General features: G+C 74.2%; 14 protein-coding genes. 4 read left to right on the forward strand and 10 right to left on the reverse strand.

The window, feature by feature from the left end; translation table 11 throughout:
- Positions 1 to 118: 118 nt before the first annotated feature.
- From KPL60_RS08805 to uvrB, 3 genes are all read right to left on the reverse strand, one after another.
- Positions 119 to 1,324 carry a GAF domain-containing protein gene (locus KPL60_RS08805; RefSeq protein ID WP_255655657.1) on the reverse strand — a complete coding sequence of 402 codons (1,206 nt, stop codon included), beginning with the start codon at positions 1,322 to 1,324 and terminating at the stop codon, positions 119 to 121.
- Between the two features lie 169 nt (positions 1,325 to 1,493).
- Positions 1,494 to 2,783, reverse strand: coding sequence for a glycosyltransferase 87 family protein (locus KPL60_RS08810; protein ID WP_226365505.1), 1,290 nt, complete (start codon positions 2,781 to 2,783; stop codon positions 1,494 to 1,496).
- Positions 2,784 to 2,913: 130 nt separating this feature from the next.
- Positions 2,914 to 5,154: an excinuclease ABC subunit UvrB gene (gene uvrB, locus KPL60_RS08815; RefSeq protein WP_226365506.1), complete on the reverse strand. Its 2,241-nt coding sequence runs from the start codon at positions 5,152 to 5,154 to the stop codon at positions 2,914 to 2,916.
- 81 nt (positions 5,155 to 5,235) lie between these two features.
- On the opposite strand from uvrB, the gene KPL60_RS08820 reads away from it, so the two are divergent.
- The gene (locus KPL60_RS08820; RefSeq protein WP_226356475.1) at positions 5,236 to 5,760 is read left to right on the forward strand and encodes a DUF402 domain-containing protein; all 525 of its coding nucleotides are present in this window, start codon (positions 5,236 to 5,238) and stop codon (positions 5,758 to 5,760) included.
- 115 nt (positions 5,761 to 5,875) lie between these two features.
- Here the strand turns inward: KPL60_RS08820 and KPL60_RS08825 are convergent, their stop codons facing one another.
- The 5 genes from KPL60_RS08825 to rpsA form a co-directional block, all read right to left on the reverse strand.
- A complete protein-coding gene (locus KPL60_RS08825; RefSeq protein WP_226365507.1) occupies positions 5,876 to 6,667 on the reverse strand; it encodes a hypothetical protein in 792 nt (263 codons plus the stop codon).
- On the reverse strand, positions 6,664 to 7,449 hold the full coding sequence (locus tag KPL60_RS08830) for an RNA polymerase sigma factor (RefSeq protein WP_226366056.1): 786 nt from the start codon (positions 7,447 to 7,449) through the stop codon (positions 6,664 to 6,666). The genes KPL60_RS08825 and KPL60_RS08830 overlap by 4 nt, the downstream gene beginning before the upstream one ends.
- Positions 7,450 to 7,672: 223 nt before the next feature.
- On the reverse strand, positions 7,673 to 8,800 hold the full coding sequence (coaE, locus tag KPL60_RS08835; RefSeq protein ID WP_226365508.1) for a dephospho-CoA kinase: 1,128 nt from the start codon (positions 8,798 to 8,800) through the stop codon (positions 7,673 to 7,675).
- A gap of 42 nt (positions 8,801 to 8,842) precedes the next feature.
- Positions 8,843 to 9,646: a hypothetical protein gene (locus tag KPL60_RS08840; protein ID WP_226365509.1), complete on the reverse strand. Its 804-nt coding sequence runs from the start codon at positions 9,644 to 9,646 to the stop codon at positions 8,843 to 8,845.
- Between the two features lie 237 nt (positions 9,647 to 9,883).
- Positions 9,884 to 11,374 carry a 30S ribosomal protein S1 gene (gene rpsA, locus KPL60_RS08845; RefSeq protein ID WP_208826920.1) on the reverse strand — a complete coding sequence of 497 codons (1,491 nt, stop codon included), beginning with the start codon at positions 11,372 to 11,374 and terminating at the stop codon, positions 9,884 to 9,886.
- 300 nt (positions 11,375 to 11,674) lie between these two features.
- Here rpsA and KPL60_RS08850 point away from each other — a divergent pair, with 300 nt between their 5' ends.
- On the forward strand, positions 11,675 to 12,523 hold the full coding sequence (locus tag KPL60_RS08850; RefSeq protein WP_226365510.1) for a class I SAM-dependent methyltransferase: 849 nt from the start codon (positions 11,675 to 11,677) through the stop codon (positions 12,521 to 12,523).
- A gap of 4 nt (positions 12,524 to 12,527) precedes the next feature.
- On the opposite strand, the gene KPL60_RS08855 is transcribed toward KPL60_RS08850, so the two are convergent.
- Positions 12,528 to 13,121 (reverse strand): carbonic anhydrase, encoded by a 594-nt coding sequence (locus tag KPL60_RS08855; protein ID WP_226356470.1) that lies wholly within the window; start codon positions 13,119 to 13,121, stop codon positions 12,528 to 12,530.
- A 113-nt stretch (positions 13,122 to 13,234) separates the two neighbouring features.
- Positions 13,235 to 13,972, reverse strand: a complete 738-nt coding sequence (locus tag KPL60_RS08860) for a carbonic anhydrase (protein ID WP_226356469.1) — start codon at positions 13,970 to 13,972, stop codon at positions 13,235 to 13,237.
- A gap of 144 nt (positions 13,973 to 14,116) precedes the next feature.
- On the opposite strand from KPL60_RS08860, the gene KPL60_RS08865 reads away from it, so the two are divergent.
- Both KPL60_RS08865 and KPL60_RS08870 read left to right on the forward strand, forming a co-directional pair.
- Positions 14,117 to 14,566 (forward strand): PaaI family thioesterase, encoded by a 450-nt coding sequence (locus tag KPL60_RS08865; RefSeq protein WP_226356468.1) that lies wholly within the window; start codon positions 14,117 to 14,119, stop codon positions 14,564 to 14,566.
- Between the two features lie 239 nt (positions 14,567 to 14,805).
- A complete protein-coding gene (locus KPL60_RS08870; RefSeq protein WP_374203873.1) occupies positions 14,806 to 16,032 on the forward strand; it encodes a branched-chain amino acid ABC transporter substrate-binding protein in 1,227 nt (408 codons plus the stop codon).
- Positions 16,033 to 16,063 lie beyond the last annotated feature (31 nt).

The following is a 16,063-nucleotide window of genomic DNA, read 5'->3' on the forward strand; positions in this document are numbered from 1 at the left end:
TCGCGCGGGCCGCCGGGGGCGGCGTCCCTGCCGCGGCGGGACGTTCCCGCGGACCCCAGTCCAGCCGGTGACGCGGGTCACGGACAGCGTTGCAGGCGGGTTGCAGCGGCGGGGGCGCTCAGTCGCGGCGCAGGGCGGCCACGCCCGGCGCGGTCGACTCGCGCACGACCCGGCTGCCCGCCAGCCCCGTCAGGTCCAGCTCGACCTCGGGGGCGATCCGGTAGGGGCGGGCCAGCAGGATCCCGCCCAGGTTCCGGCGCAGCCGCGACATCTCGGCGCGGACGGTGACCAGGTGCGCCCGGTCGCCGTAGAGCCCCTGGGACAGCGTGGCCGCGTCCAGCCCGCTCGCCCCGGCCCGGGCGAGCAGCACCAGGACCTCGGCGTGCCGGGTCGACAACGGGTGCACCCAGCGGGTCGTGCCCTCGATGACGGCCTGCGGCGGACGGCCGTCCAGGTCCAGGCGCAGCCGCATCCGCCTGCTCCCGCCGGACGCCGGGCGCAGCAGCCAGCCGCCGGGCACCGGCTCGGGCAGGCACGGCCCCAGCCCGTGCACGGCGATCAGGCGCTCCGGCACCGGTGCGGCGACCCGTTCGACGCCGGGCAGCCCGGACGCGGCGGCGACCCAGCCGTGGTCGTCGACGACCAGGCCCGGCCCGGTGTCGCCGGCGAGCATCGGGGCGCCGATGGTGCGCAGCGCGTCGAGGCGGGCCTCGTGGCGCTGCCACAGCCCGGCCTCGGCGAGCCGCACCGCGGTGTCGACGAGCGCGACGGTCGTCGGGTGGATGGTCTCGGCGGGCCCGGACAGGTCGACGACGCCGAGCAGCTCACCGCTGCGCGGGTCGTGCACGGGGGCCGCGGTGCAGGTCCAGCCGTGGTGGCTGCGCACGAAGTGCTCGGCGGAGAAGATCTGCACCGGTCCGCCCTCGGCGAGCGCGGTCCCGATCGCGTTGGTGCCGACCGACTGCTCGGACCACTCCGCGCCCTCGGTGAACCCGAGCGCGTCGGCGCGGCGGCGGACGGCGGTCGAGCCCTCCCGCCACAGCAGGACCCCGTCGGCGTCGCAGACGACCATCACGTGCCGGGCGTCCTCGGCGACCGAGGTCAGCGCGGCCCGCAGCGCGGGCAGCACCGGGACCAGCGGTGACGTCGCGCGGCGCTGCTCGACGACGGCGGCGTCCAGCGGGCCGGGCGGCTCACCGGCGTCGGGGTCCACGCCCTGGGCCCGGACCCGGTCCCAGGAGCGGGTGACCAGCCGGCGTCCGCGCGCCGTGTCGTCGGGGCGGGCGTCGCCGGACAGCACCGCGTCGTGCAGCCGGGACAGCATCCGGGCGTGCCGACCGAGGTCGGTCCCCGGGCGGACGGCGCACACGCCTGCCCGGCTCCGGTCGTCGTCGACTGGCTCCACCGGCACCTCCGGCTCCCACAGTAGGCGGGTGTCCGTGACGCGCGCCATAGTCGCGGGCGGTCGTGCCCGGGCGGGCCCCGCCGGAGGGTCAGGAGCCGACGCGGTGCCGTTCGGGGTGCGGGGCCCGCGGACCGCCGGGACGGCCCGGGCCCCGGGTGACGTACCAGCAGCCCAGTCCGAGGGTCAGCGCGGCGGGGATGACGTAGCTGGCCCCGAGGAACTGCTCCCAGAGGCTCCACTTCATCTCGACGCCCCACACGTTGGGCATCCAGCGGAACGGCGCGATGTAGAAGATCGCGGCGATCACCGCGCCGACCGCGGCCCACCCGGCGCTGCGGTACCGCAGGGCGTGCGCACCGATCCCGATCAGCGCGGGCACGACCCACACCCAGTGGTGCGACCAGGCGGTCGGGGTCGCCATCAGCACGACGGCGGCCGTCGCCGACATCGCGATCACCGGCTCGGAGCGGCGGATGACCGGCACGGCCAGCGCCAGCAGGACGGCGACGATGCCCAGCCACAGGATGTGGAACCAGGGGTCGGGGACCTCCTGGCGGGCGAGCACGGCCTGCACGGTCTCGTTCGAGAAGAACGTCGAGCCGCTCACCCCGGCCGCCGGTCCCCCGACGAACCAGTACCGCACCGAGGAGTCGAGGTCGACCACGAACCCGAGACCGGTCGCGAGGATGCCGGTGGCGACGGCGACGCCCGCCGCCTTCCAGTCCCGCCGCACCAGGAAGTACAGGACGAACCCGCCCGGGGTCAGCTTGATCGCCGCGGCCAGGCCGAGCAGCAGCCCGCGCGGCCACCAGGTCCGCGGGGCGAGCAGGTCGACCAGCACGAGCAGCATCAGCACGAGGTTGATCTGGCCGAAGGCGAAGGTCTGCGCGACCGGCTCCATGAGCAGCACCGCGGCCAGCACCGGCACGCCCAGCACGAACGGGGCCCGCAGCCCGCCCGCGGGCCACGCGACCCGGATGGTCAGCGCGATGCAGACCGCCAGCGACAGCACCGACGCGACGAACTGGGCGGTGAACGCGACGGCGTAGGGCACCACGGTCAGCGGCACCATCGTGATGGCGGCGAAGGTCGGGTAGATGAAGGGCAGCTCGGGCCCGTGCAGGGGCAGCGGGAGCCGCCCGTACATGTCCCCGCCGTCCAGCCAGACCTGCACGCCGATCCGGTAGACGTCGAGGTCGAGCGCGTAGTCGCGCAGCCGGACCCAGGACCAGTACAGCGCCGCGGCCAGCAGCGGCACGGTGACCACGAGCGTCCAGGGGCTGAGCGCCGCCGTCCGCAGCCGTCCGACGAGGACCGCGGCGGCCCCGCCGCGAGCGGCGGGCACGTCGGGGTCGTGCGGGGTGCGGGTGACGGTCACGCGGGCTCCTCCGTGTGCGGCCGGGCCGGACGGGTACGGGCCGCGCGACGGGCGGAGCCCGGCGGCCGCTTGGGGACGACGGTGGACCACGGTAGCGGGGCGCGACCCCGCGCCCCGCCGCGGGACCCGCCTACGACACCCCGGCCGCGTCCATCCCCCGCAGCTCCTTCTTGAGGTCGGCGATCTCGTCGCGGAGCCGGGCCGCCAGCTCGAACTGGAGGTCCCGTGCGGCGGTGAGCATCTGGTCGTTCATCTGCTGGATGAGGTCGGCCAGCTCGGCACGCGGCATGCCCGCCGTGTCCTTCGCCGCCACCCCGGAGCTGCCGGCCGGGGCGGGGGCGCGCCCCTTCTCCCCCGCGGCCCGCTTGCCGCGCGAGGCGTTGCGGCCCGACCCGCCGACCGGGACGGCCTCGGTGTCCTCGGCCTCGCGGTAGACCTGGTCGAGGATGTCGGCGATCCGCTTGCGCAGCGGCTGCGGGTCGATGCCGCGCTCGGTGTTGTAGGCGACCTGCTTGGCGCGGCGGCGGTCGGTCTCGTCGATCGCGTACTGCATCGAGTCGGTGATCCGGTCGGCGTACATGTGCACCTGGCCGGAGACGTTGCGCGCCGCGCGGCCGATGGTCTGGATCAGCGAGGTGCCGGACCGGAGGAAGCCCTCCTTGTCCGCGTCGAGGATCGCCACCAGCGACACCTCGGGCAGGTCGAGGCCCTCACGGAGCAGGTTGATGCCGACCAGCACGTCGTACTTGCCGGACCGCAGCTGGCGCAGCAGCTCCACCCGGCGCAGGGTGTCGACCTCGGAGTGCAGGTACCGGACCTTGATCCCGAGCTCGAGCAGGTAGTCGGTGAGGTCCTCGGCCATCTTCTTGGTCAGCGTGGTGACCAGGACCCGCTCGTCCTTGTCGGTCCGCTCCCGGATCTCGGCGACCAGGTCGTCGATCTGGCCCTTGGTCGGCTTCACGACGACCTCGGGGTCGACCAGGCCGGTGGGGCGGATGACCTGCTCGACGAACTCGCCGCCGGTGCGGTTGAGCTCGTAGGGACCCGGGGTCGCGGACAGGTAGACGGTCTGGCCGATCCGGTCCGCGAACTCCTCCCAGGTCAGCGGCCGGTTGTCGACCGCGGAGGGGAGGCGGAAGCCGTACTCGACGAGGTTGCGCTTGCGGGACATGTCGCCCTCGTACATGCCGCCGATCTGCGGCACGGTCACGTGCGACTCGTCGATGACCAGCAGGAAGTCGTCCGGGAAGTAGTCGATCAGGGTGGCCGGTGCCGTGCCGGCGCCGCGGCCGTCGATGTGGCGCGAGTAGTTCTCGATGCCCGAGCAGAACCCGACCTGGCGGATCATCTCGATGTCGTACTGGGTCCGCATCCGCAGCCGCTGGGCCTCCAGCAGCTTGCCCTGGTTCTCCAGCTGCGCGAGGCGCTCCTCCAGCTCGGCCTCGATGGCGCGCACGGCGCGCTCCATCGCCTCCGGGCCCGCGACGTAGTGCGTCGCCGGGAAGACCTTGATCTCGTCGACCTGCTCGACCTCCTCCCCCGTCAGCGGGTTGAGGTAGTAGAGCGCCTCGATCTCGTCGCCGAAGAACTCGATCCGCAGCGCCAGCTCCTGGTAGGCGGGGATGATCTCGACGGTGTCACCGCGGACCCGGAACGTGCCGCGGGTGAAGGACATGTCGTTGCGGGTGTACTGCACGTCGACCAGCAGCCGCAGCAGCCGGTCCCGTTCGACCTCCTCGCCGACCCGCAGCGAGACGGACCGGTCGAGGTAGGACTGCGGGGTACCGAGGCCGTAGATGCACGACACCGAGGCGACCACGACGACGTCGCGCCGGGACAGCAGGTTCATCGTCGCCGAGTGCCGCAGCCGCTCGACGTCGTCGTTGATCGAGCTGTCCTTCTCGATGTAGGTGTCGGTCTGCGCGATGTAGGCCTCGGGCTGGTAGTAGTCGTAGTACGAGACGAAGTACTCGACCGCGTTGTTCGGGAGCATCTCCCGCAGCTCGTTCGCCAGCTGCGCGGCCAGGGTCTTGTTCGGTGCCATCACCAGCGTCGGACGCTGCTGCTGCTCGATCAGCCACGCGGTGGTGGCCGACTTGCCGGTACCGGTGGCGCCCAGCAGGACGACGTCCTCCTCGCCGGCACGCAGCCGCCGGTCCAGCTCGGCGATCGCGGTCGGCTGGTCACCGGCCGGGACGTGCTCGCTGACCACGCGGAACGGGGCCGTGCTGCGCTCGACCGCACCCACCGGGCGGTGCTCGGAGTGCGCGCGCGGGGTGTCCGTCGGGGTGGTGCCCGCGTCCGGGTGTGCAGCGTCCTCCCGGGCACGGGAGTCCGCCGCGCTGCCCGGGACCTCGGTCGCGAATGCCATGACACCAGGGTACGAGCGACCCCCGACACTTTCCCGCCGTGCGCCCCCGCCGGGACGGCCGGACCGGCAGGATGGGCGACCGTGCACCCGCCCAAGACGCAGACCTTCGACCCCGAGCGGGGCGTCCAGGTCGACACCAAGGGGACCCACCGCGAGATCGCCACGCTGCGCGAGGAGACCTGGGGGCTGTACCTGTCCCGGCCCGTCGTCGCCCGGCCGAACGCCTGGTGGATCGAGACCTGGGTGCTCCCGGAGCTGGGCGTGTGCCTGTCGGACTGGCGGTGGCGGCCGGGGCACGAACGCGACCAGGACGTGTACGTCGACGTCGCCGCGATCACCCGCGAGGGCAGGCGGCTGCACATGACCGACCTCTACCTGGACCTCGTGGTCCGCCGCGGCCGCGGGACCGACGTCATCGACGTCGACGAGTTCGTCGCCGCCGTGGCACAGGGGCTGGTCGGGACCGACCTGGCCGAGTACGCCCTGGAGCGGTCGCACGCCGTGCTCGACGGGCTGGTCCGCCACGACCACGACCACGTGGCCTGGCTGGCGTCCCTGGGGATCGACCTGGGGCCGCGGGACCGGCCGGAGGACGCTCCGGACTGACCGGCGCCACCGACCCGCGACGGCGGCCGGTCCGCGCGGCGCGTCCGGGGCACCGACCGGCCGTGGCGGGTGGGTCGGGGCACCGGCCGGCCGTTGCGGGGCCGGCCCGGGTGGGTCAGAGCGCGGAGGACTGCGCCGGGCCGAGGCCGACGGCGCTGGTCGAGGTCTCCGGCGTCGTGGTCCCGGTGGTGGTCGTCGGGTCGGGCGAGGTGGTGGTCGGCGCGGCCGAGTTCGTCGTCGTCGGGACCGGGGAGGTCGTCGTCGGCTCCGGGGTGCCCTCGTCGGTCGGCTTGGGCGTCGAGGTCGGCGGAGTCGTCGTGACCGGCGGAGGCGTGGTCGTCACCGGCGGCTTCGTCGTGGTCGGCGGCGGAGGCGTCGTCGGCTCGGGCGAGCCCTCGTCGGTCGGCTGCGGCTGCGTCGTGTGCGGCGGCGGGGTCGGCTGACCGCCACCGGTGGGCGGCGGCGGGAGCACGGGCGCGCCGGGGGTGCCGGGCGCGGGGGCCGGACCGGGCGCGGGCGCGGCGTGCGAGCCGCCATCACCGGGCAGCGCGCCACCGTGGGTCGCCGCGACGGTCGGGTCGAACGCCGGCGGGAGGCTGCCGTCACCGGTGGCCGCACCGCCCGCGTCACCGGCCTCGACCGGCTCGGGGGTGGGGCCGCTCTCCTGCGGCGCGGCGATGGCGAAGGGCGGCCCGACGAAGCTCCCGTCGGGCGCGGCCGCGGTCGCGACGGCGGTGATCCCGCCCAGCGACCCGACGGTGAGCACCGCCGCGGCCGCGGCCGAGGTGGCCCGGCGCGCACCGGCGGCGCGGGAGATCACGTCGTCGACGGCCGGCAGCGGCACCGCCGCGGCCAGGACGTCGTCGAGCCGGTGGAACTCCCGGTCGATGTCGGCGAACCCGTTCATTCCCGTCCCCCCTCGGTGGCGGGTGGGTACCCGCCACGCAGGTCGTACTGCGGCGCCCCGTGACCCGGCGGCGGTCCCCCGACCGCGCCACCCGCCGGTCCGATGATCTCCTCGAGCACCTCGGCCATGCCCTCGGTCACGACCTCGCGACCGCGGACGAGCCGGCGCCGCACCTCGTGCTCGGTGACCCGCTCGAGTTCGGCGACGGCGCCGGTCGACAGGCCGGCCATGTGGTGCAGCACCACGGCCCGGCGGTCGACGGGTGCGAGCCGCCCAAGTGCCTCCAGGAGCGCCCCGGTGCGCGGGTCGGTCTCCTCCGGCGACGGCCTGCGACGGCGGCGCAGGATCCGCCCCCGCATCGACGTGCGGATCGCGACCCGCCGGACCCAGCCGACGGCCGCGTCCTCGTGGTCCGGGCCCGCGGGCTCGGCGCGCAGCGCGGCCCAGCGCCGCCAGGCACGCGAGTAGGCGTCCTGCACCGCGTCGTGCGCGTCGTGCGGGTTGAGCGTGATCGCGTAGAGCTGCGCGACCAGGCGCGGGTAGTGCGTCTCGAGGTGTGCGCCGAAGTCCGCACGGAGCTCACCGTGCGGGAGCGTGCGGTGCTGCTGGACGACGGCGCCGCTGATCGGCGGGGCCTCGTACTCGGCGCCGGTCCACGCGTCGTGGTCGATCGCGCCCGGCCCGGCCGGCTCCGGCGCACCGCCGTACTCGTCCGTGTGGGGGAACGCGGGCGCGCGCTCGGGCTCGGCGAACTCGCCGTCCGCCCCGAAACGCTGGGCCACTGTGCTCAACCCCGTGTCCTCTCGTCGCCGTCACCGGACCCTCCGGTCCGGTGCCGATCACCCCGGTGACCGGCCCGATCGACGGGTACCCGCAGGTACCGCGGCCGATCCGGGCAGGAGCACCCTCTGCCCCGCCTGATCGACCAACGAGCGTGCGGCGTTACAGAAACGGGTCCGGCGCGACCCGATCGTCACGTTCCGCGTGATCTGCGTCCCGACATGCTCAGCCGTTCGGGTCGGATCGCCACTCGGCCGCGTACGCACGGTAGTGACGCGGGTCCGGGTCGTCGGCGTGCCGTTCCGCCGCTGCACGCTTGTGCGCGGCGTAGCCGGCACGGGCGGTCGCGTCGGCGCGCAGCCGGTCCCGCAGCTCGACCGCGTGCCGCCAGGCGGGCGAGCCGTGCACCCGCACGGCCACCACCGCGGCCCGCCCCGGGTCGGCCGAGCGGTGCACCCGCACCGTGCCCGTGGTCTCCTCCGGGGCGGCGGCGTCGACCGGGAACCCGGCCGCGACCAGGGCATCGGTGACCGTGCCGGCGTCGGCGGGCGACTCCACCGCGAGCTGCAGGTCGAGCACGTCGCGGGCCGGGAGCCCCGGGACGGCCGTCGACCCGACGTGGTCCACCCCGCGGCCGGGACCGCCCGCGGCGACCGCGACGCGCTCGGCGAGCCGGTGGGCCTGCGCCGCCCAGTCCGGGTCGTGTTCGACGAGCCGGGGCGGCCCGTCCGCGGCCGGGCGGCCCGTGCGCAGGTTCTCCTCGAACCCGGCGAGCCGCCCGTCCCACAGCGCGTCCACCCGGCGACGGGTGTCGTCCGGGTCCCCCGAGTTGTCCAGCCAGACGTCGGCGACGGCGCGGCGCTGCTCGTCGGTGGCCTGGGCGGCGATCCGGGCCTGGGCGTCCTGCTCGCTCATCCCGCGCGCGGACACCAGCCGCCGGACCCGCTCCTCGGCGTCCACCCCGACCACGACGACCAGCGGGAACGCCGGGGCCATGCCGCCCTCGACGAGCAGCGGGATGTCCTGCACGACGATCGCGTCCGCCGGGGCGGCGGCGATGAGCTCGTCGGACCGGGCCCGCACCAGCGGGTGCACGATGCCGTCGAGCGTGCGCCGTGCCCCGGCGTCGGAGAAGACCACGGCGGCGAGGGCGGGCCGGTCGAGCCGGCCGTCGGCGTCGAGGACGTCCCGGCCGAAGGCCTCGACGATCGCCGCCAGCCCCGCGGTGCCCGGTTCGACGACCTCGCGGGCGATCACGTCGGAGTCGACCAGCACCGCCCCGCGTTCGACCAGTCGCGTCGCGACCGTCGACTTGCCCGCACCGATCCCGCCGGTCAGCCCTGTCCGCAGCACGTGATCACCGTAGCGGGCCGTGCCGGGTCGCCCCGGCCGCGCTCAGGTGGTGCCGCGTGCGTTGCCCGCGGCCCCGGTGCCGGCCTGCGGGGCGGGCGCCGCCGGCGGTGCGGCGGGCGTCGGCCGCGCGGACGGCGGCTGCGTCGGCGTCAGCGCCGGGATGATGCGCTGGGCCAGGTCGGGCAGGGTCTCGGCCGCGGACCGGGTCTGCCCGGGGGCGGCCACCGGCAGGATGAACGTCAGCGTGTCGACGCCGTAGACCAGGGCCAGGGTGGTCTCGTCCGGCCGCTCGACGAGGACGCCGGGGACCGAGCCCACGGTGATGTCGCGCGAGGCGGTGGCCGAGCCGCGCTCGGCGTTGGTGTTGAGCTGCCACTGCCGGGTCGCGGACGCGGTGTCGCCGTAGCGGCCGATGTTGAGCTGGAACAGCACCGGGCCGGAGTTGCGCGCCCCGCCGAAGGCCTGGGCCTGGCCGCCCGCGCGGTAGGTGCAGGCGGTGCGCTCGGTGCGGTTGACCGACGCCTCGGGGACGCCGCGGACCGACTGGACCGACACCGACCCCAGGACCTGCCCGAACAGCGCTCCGGCCTGCTCGGGGTCCATCAGCTGCACGCAGTCGGTGGGCAGCGCGATCGGGATCGGTCCCCGCCCGGCCTGGGCGGCGCCGGACTGCTCGGCCGGGAACGTCGGGACCGCGATCCCGGTGTCCCCGGACGCCGTGCCGCATCCGGCGAGGACCGCGGTGAGCAGGACGCCCGCGAGTGCGGACCGCCCGCGGCGCAGGAACGTGCGGTCGTGGGACAGGGACTCGCCGGAACGCGTCCGGCGGACGGTACGGCCAGCCATGCACCCAATCTAGGCCGACCCGAAGATCGACTCCGGACCGGTGCGCGCGCCGTGACCAACCGCAGCCGAACCGTGATCTGCACCTGGCGTGTCCGCTCAGACACGCCGAGCGACGTGAACGGGCGTCGGCCGGGCCCCGTAGGGCCCCCGGAAACGGGCCGGGCCCCGGTGACCGTGACGGTCACCGGGGCCCGGTGTAGTGCTGTCGCCGGTCCGCCTGGGACCGGCCGGGGGCTGTCAGGCCCCGCCGGAGAGCTTCTCGCGCAGTGCGGCGAGCTGCTCGTCGCTGGCGAGCGAGCCACCCGACTCGGCCTGGCCACCGCCACCGCCGGTCGAACGGTCGTCGTCACCGCCGGAGGAGTAGTTCGCCGGCGCGATGTCGTCGCCGCCCTCCGCCTCGGCCTCGGCGGCCTTGCGGATCTGCGCCATGTGCTGGTCGTAGCGGGCCTGCGCCTCGGCGTACTGCTTCTCCCAGGCCGCGCGGGCCTCGTCGAAGCCTTCCTTCCAGTCGCCGGAGTCGACGTCGAAGCCCTCGGGGTAGATGTAGTTCCCCTGGTCGTCGTACTCGGCGGCCATGCCGTAGCGGGTCGGGTCGAACTCGGTGTCGACCGTCATGCCCTCGTTGGCCTGCTTCAGCGACAGCGAGATGCGACGGCGGTCGAGGTCGATGTCGATGACCTTGACCATCGCGTCGTCGCCGACCTGGACGACCTGCTCCGGGATCTCGACGTGGCGCTCGGCCAGCTCGGAGATGTGGACCAGGCCCTCGATGCCCTCCTCGACGCGGACGAACGCGCCGAACGGGACGAGCTTGGTGACCTTGCCCGGCACGATCTGGCCGATCGCGTGGGTCCGGGCGTACAGGCGCCACGGGTCCTCCTGGGTCGCCTTCAGCGACAGGGAGACGCGCTCGCGGTCCAGGTCGACGTCGAGGACCTCGACGGTGACCTCCTGGCCGACCTCGACGACCTCGCTCGGGTGGTCGATGTGCTTCCAGGACAGCTCGGAGACGTGCACCAGGCCGTCGACCCCGCCCAGGTCGACGAACGCACCGAAGTTGACCACCGAGGAGACGACGCCCTTGCGGACCTGACCGCGCTGCAGCTGGTTGAGGAACTCGCTGCGGACCTCGGACTGGGTCTGCTCGAGCCAGGCGCGGCGGGACAGGACCACGTTGTTGCGGTTCTTGTCCAGCTCGATGATCTTGGCCTCGATCTTGCGGCCGACGTACGGCTGCAGGTCGCGCACGCGGCGCATCTCGACCAGCGAGGCCGGGAGGAAGCCGCGGAGCCCGATGTCCAGGATCAGGCCGCCCTTGACGACCTCGATGACGGTGCCCTCGACCGGCTCGTCGGCCTCCTTGAGCGCCTCGATCGTGCCCCAGGCGCGCTCGTACTGCGCGCGCTTCTTGGACAGGATCAGCCGACCCTCCTTGTCCTCCTTCTGGAGGACGAGGGCCTCGACGAACTCGCCGACCTCGACGACCTCGGCGGGGTCGACGTCGTGCTTGATCGACAGCTCGCGCGAGGGGATGACGCCCTCGGTCTTGTAGCCGATGTCGAGCAGGACCTCGTCACGGTCGACCTTGACGATGGTGCCCTCGACGATGTCGCCATCGTTGAAGTACTTGATCGTCTGGTCGATGGCGGCGAGGAAGTCCTCCTCCGACCCGATATCGTTGATAGCGACCTGCGGCGTGGTCGGGGCGGCGGTGGTGTCGGTGGACATGTAGTGAGGTGCTCCGATGGATTTCTCTGGCATGGTCGGCCCGGTCGGCTCTGCTGCAGCAGCGCGCCCCGGTTCTGGTACGTGTAGCTGTGACGTTGTAACAGTCACCCTCTGGCGTCGATTCCCGTGGTCGGGAACATCGGTGCACGGACATCCGCGAGACCGGCGCTGGAGTGGCGCCGCGCGGTCGGCCGACACGTTGACCACGGTGCGGGAAGAATGCTACGCGGCCCGCAAACCCCCCGGCAATGCGGGTCCGCCATCCGCGGGAGCGCATGCGCTTGCGACGATCGGGTGGTCATGAGCAGCCGCGACCAGTACTTCTCCGCCGAGGACGCCGTGGGCACCACGGGTGTCGCCCGGCGCCGCGTCGGCAGCGCCGAGTCCGAGGCGGCCGGGCGCCGCTGGTGGGACGCCGACGCCGACGACTACCTGGCCGAGCACGGCTCCGACATCGGCGACGAGGCGTTCGTCTGGTGCCCGGAGAACCTGCACGAGGACGAGGCGGGCCTGCTCGGCCCGCCCGCGGACCTGGCCGGGAAGCGGGTGCTGGAGGTGGGTGCCGGCTCCGCCCCGTGCAGCCGGTGGCTGGCCCGCCGCGGGGCGCACCCGGTCGCGCTCGACGTCTCCGGCGGGATGCTGCGCCACGCGGCCCGGCTGAACGACGCGCTCGGGCTGCCGGTGCCGCTCGTGCAGGCCGGCGCCGAGCACCTGCCGTTCGCCGACGCCACGTTCGACCACGCCTGCTCGGCGTTCGGGGCGATCCCCTTCGTCGCCGACCCGGGTCGGGTCATGCGCGAGGTGCACCGGGTGCTGCGGCCCGGCGGGCGCTGGGTGTTCGCGGTGAACCACCCGATGCGCTGGGTCTTCCCCGACGACCCCGGCGAGCAGGGGCTCACCGTCGTCCAGTCCTACTTCGACCGGACCCCGTACCTGGAGGTCGACGGCGACGGCCGGGCCACCTACGTCGAGCACCACCGCACGCTCGGCGACCGGGTGCGCGACGTCGTCGCCGCCGGCCTGGTGCTCGACGACCTGGTCGAGCCGGAGTGGCCGGAGGGCCACGAGCGGGTGTGGGGGCAGTGGTCGCCGCTGCGCGGCGCGCTGTTCCCCGGCACCGCGATCCTCGTGACCCACCGGCCGGGCTGAGCCGTCAGACCTCGAGGACCGCGCCGGTCTCCAGGTCGTAGCGGGCACCGATGATCGTGAGGTGGTTGTTGCAGACCGCCCCCGACAGCGACGGGTCGGACGTCAGCTGCGCGACGACCCGGCGGACGTTGGCGTCGACCGCGCCGGCCACGGCGCCCTCGCCCTCCCCCTCGCACACCGGGACGATGTCGCCGACCAGCGCGCCCAGCGTCGCCGGCGCCGGCGCGGGCTGCCCGGCGGCGACCGACACGGCCGCCTTCACCGCGCCGCACTGGGAGTGGCCGAGCACCACCAGCAGCGGGATGCCCAGCGCCCCGGCGCCGAAGGCCAGCGTGCCCAGCACGGCGTCGTCGACGACCTGGCCCGCGGTCCGGACGACGAACAGGTCCCCCAGGCCCAGGTCGAACACGAGCTCGGCGGGCACCCGGGAGTCCGAGCAGGACAGGATCATCGCGGCCGGGGTCTGCCCCGCCACGGCGGCGGCGCGCTCCTCGGCGGACCGGCGCGGGTCCTCGCGCTCGTCGCGCTGCCAGCGGCCGTTGCCCTCCACCATCATCTGCCACGCCTGGGCCGCGGTCGGCCTGCTGTCGTTCGCCATAGGGTCTCCCTCGGTCGGCTTCTCACCGACCAAGATCGGCGAACGGGTCCGCGCGGGCAAGCATGCACGCCGCCGCACCCCTCCCGTGTGACGAGACCCGCACGGCCGGCGGCTCAGAGCGTCTCGAGCCACTCCACCCGGCCGGTGGCCAGGTCGTAGCGGGCACCGGCGACGGCCGGGGCGCCCGGGCCCGCCGCGGCCAGGTCGGGGTCGCGGCGCAGGGCGGCGACCGTGCGCCGCACGTGCGTGTCGACCCCGGCGGCGATCCGCTCGGCCCGGGTCCCGGTGGCGGTCAGCGACGGCCGCAGCGCCGCCACCAGCTGCGCCAGGTGCCCCGGCGCCCGCTCGCCGCTGTCCACCGCGTCGACGGCGGCCGCCACCGCACCGCACGAGGAGTGCCCCAGCACGACGACGAGCGGCACCCCCAGCTCGCCGCGGCCGAACTCGATGCTGCCGCGGACGGCGTCGTCGAGCACCTCGCCCGCCGTGCGCACGGTCAGCAGGTCGCCCAGCCCCTGGTCGAACACCAGCTCGGGCGGGACCCGGGAGTCGACGCAGCTCAGCACGGTCGCGAACGGGTGCTGCCCGCCCACCAGCGAGGTCCGGACCTCGGCGCCCTCGTGCGGGTGGGCGGGGTGGACCTCCTGCCAGCGCCGGTTGCCCTCGCGCAGCCGGACCAGTGCCCCCGCCGCGTCCGGCGGGCCCGGATCCGCCCGCGGGGCCGCCGTGGCGGCCGTGGTGGCAGCAGTGGCGGCCTCCGTCGTCCCCCGCGTACAGGCCCCGGCGCCGAACAGCGCCACCCCGGCACCGACCGCGCCCCGCAGCACCGCGCGCCGCCCCGTCGTCCCCACCCGGCCACCTCGGATCGCCCGTTCGTTGCCAACGCTCACCATTCCGGTACGAAACGTTAGATCCGGTCGAACGGGCGGGCAAGAGCGATGTGGACCACGTGGCACGACGTCGTCCCGGGCCACGGCGCGTCGTAGGGTCGTCGGGTGCCGATCACCCCCGACCAGCTGCCGGAGCTGAGCTCCGAGCACGCCGACGAGCAGCTCACCGACCGGATGGGCATCGAGATCCTCAAGGCCGACCTCGACGAGGTCGTCGGCCGGATGCCGGTCGCGGGCAACCGCCAGCCCTACGGGCTGCTGCACGGCGGCGCCAGCGGCGTCCTCGCCGAGACCCTCGGGTCGACCCTGTCCGCGATGCACGCGCTCCCCGAGCGGTTCCCGGTCGGGCTGGAGCTGGCCTGCACCCACCACCGTTCGGCCACGTCGGGCTGGGTCACCGGGACCGCGCGGCCGATCCACGTCGGGCGGTCCACCTCGACCACCGAGATCGTCCTCGTCGACGACGACGGCCGCCGCGTCTGCACCGCGAAGCTGACCTGCCTGCACCGCGACACGCGTCCGCCCGTCGACGGGGCGACACCCCGGCCGCGGTAACGATTCCGGCCGCGCGGTCGAATCAATTCCTTCTGAGCTCCGCCTTCCATTGTCACGCTTCGGTTAAGAGCGTGACGGAACCGCTTTTCCGGCACGCAACCCGAGGGCTAGCTTTCCGACCGACCTCGCCCGACGGGCGCAGGCGTACGGAGACCGGCTCTTTTCGGGGGGAGCGGTCGAGCAGGAGGGTCGACGTGTTCGGATCACGACTCAAGGGAGCCGGCAGGCGAGGGCGCACCATCGCCGTCGCAGGCGGCGTCGCACTCGCACTCACGCTGTCGGGCTGCGCCGCCGGGCAGGGTGGCGGCCAGCAGGGCGGTGGTGGCGAGCAGCAGGGCAACCGCCCGGACATTCCCGCCGTGAGCACGCTCCCGGTTCCGGCGAACGCCGCGAACCCGGCGGGCAACGGCCAGGCGCAGTGCGCCGCGACCACCACCCTCGCCTACGCCGGTGCGCTGACCGGCAGCAACGCGCAGCTGGGCGTCAACATCGTCAACGGCGTGCAGCTGGCGATCGACCAGCACAACAAGGCGAACCCGAACTGCCAGGTGCAGCTCAAGCGGTTCGACACCGAGGGCACCCCGGACAAGGCGCCGGGCATCGTCACCCAGGTCGCGAGCGAGCAGCCGATCGTCGGCGTCATCGGCCTGCCGTTCTCCGGTGAGTCCAAGGCGACCGGCGGCATCTTCGAGCAGGCCGGCCTGGTCCACCTCACGCCGTCGGCGACCAACCCGGCGCTGACCAAGAACGGCTGGACCACGTTCTTCCGGGCGCTGGCCAACGACAACGTGCAGGGACCGGCCGCGGCGAAGTTCATGGCCGGCAAGCTGGGCGCCAAGAAGGTCTGCGTCATCCAGGACGACTCCGACTACGGCGTCGGCCTGGCCGCGGCGACCAACCAGGCCCTGCAGGCCACCGGCATCGACGCCAGCTGCCAGGACAAGGTCACCACCGGCCAGAAGGACTTCGCGGCCGTCGTCTCGAAGATCGTCTCGGCGCAGCCGCAGGCGGTGTTCTACTCCGGCTACTACGCCGAGGGCGCCCCGCTGGACCAGCAGCTGTCCAACCGCGGCTTCACCGGCGTGTTCCTCGGCCCGGACGGCGTCAAGGACGACCAGTTCATCCAGCTCGCGGGCGACGCGTCCAACAACGCGTTCTTCACCTGCCCCTGCACCCCGGGTGAGCTGATCCCGGAGTTCGCCGACGCCTACAAGACCGTCAGCAACGGCGCCGCGCCCGGCACCTACTCGCTGGAGGGCTACGACTCGGCCACGATCCTGCTCAAGGCGATCGACTCCGGGGCGACCGACCGTGCCGCGGTGAAGAACTACGTCAAGAACTACGACGGCGCCGGCCTGTCCAAGCAGTTCAAGTGGGACTCCACCGGCGAGCTCGCCACCACGGCCGTCTACGGCTACAAGGTGGAGAACGGCAAGATCGTCTACGTGGGAGAGATCGGCAACTGAGCCGGCCCCGACCGGCCGCGGGCCTCGGCCG

The organism is Pseudonocardia sp. ICBG162, assembly GCF_020496225.1.
In the GTDB taxonomy this organism is placed as follows: domain Bacteria; phylum Actinomycetota; class Actinomycetes; order Mycobacteriales; family Pseudonocardiaceae; genus Pseudonocardia; species Pseudonocardia alni.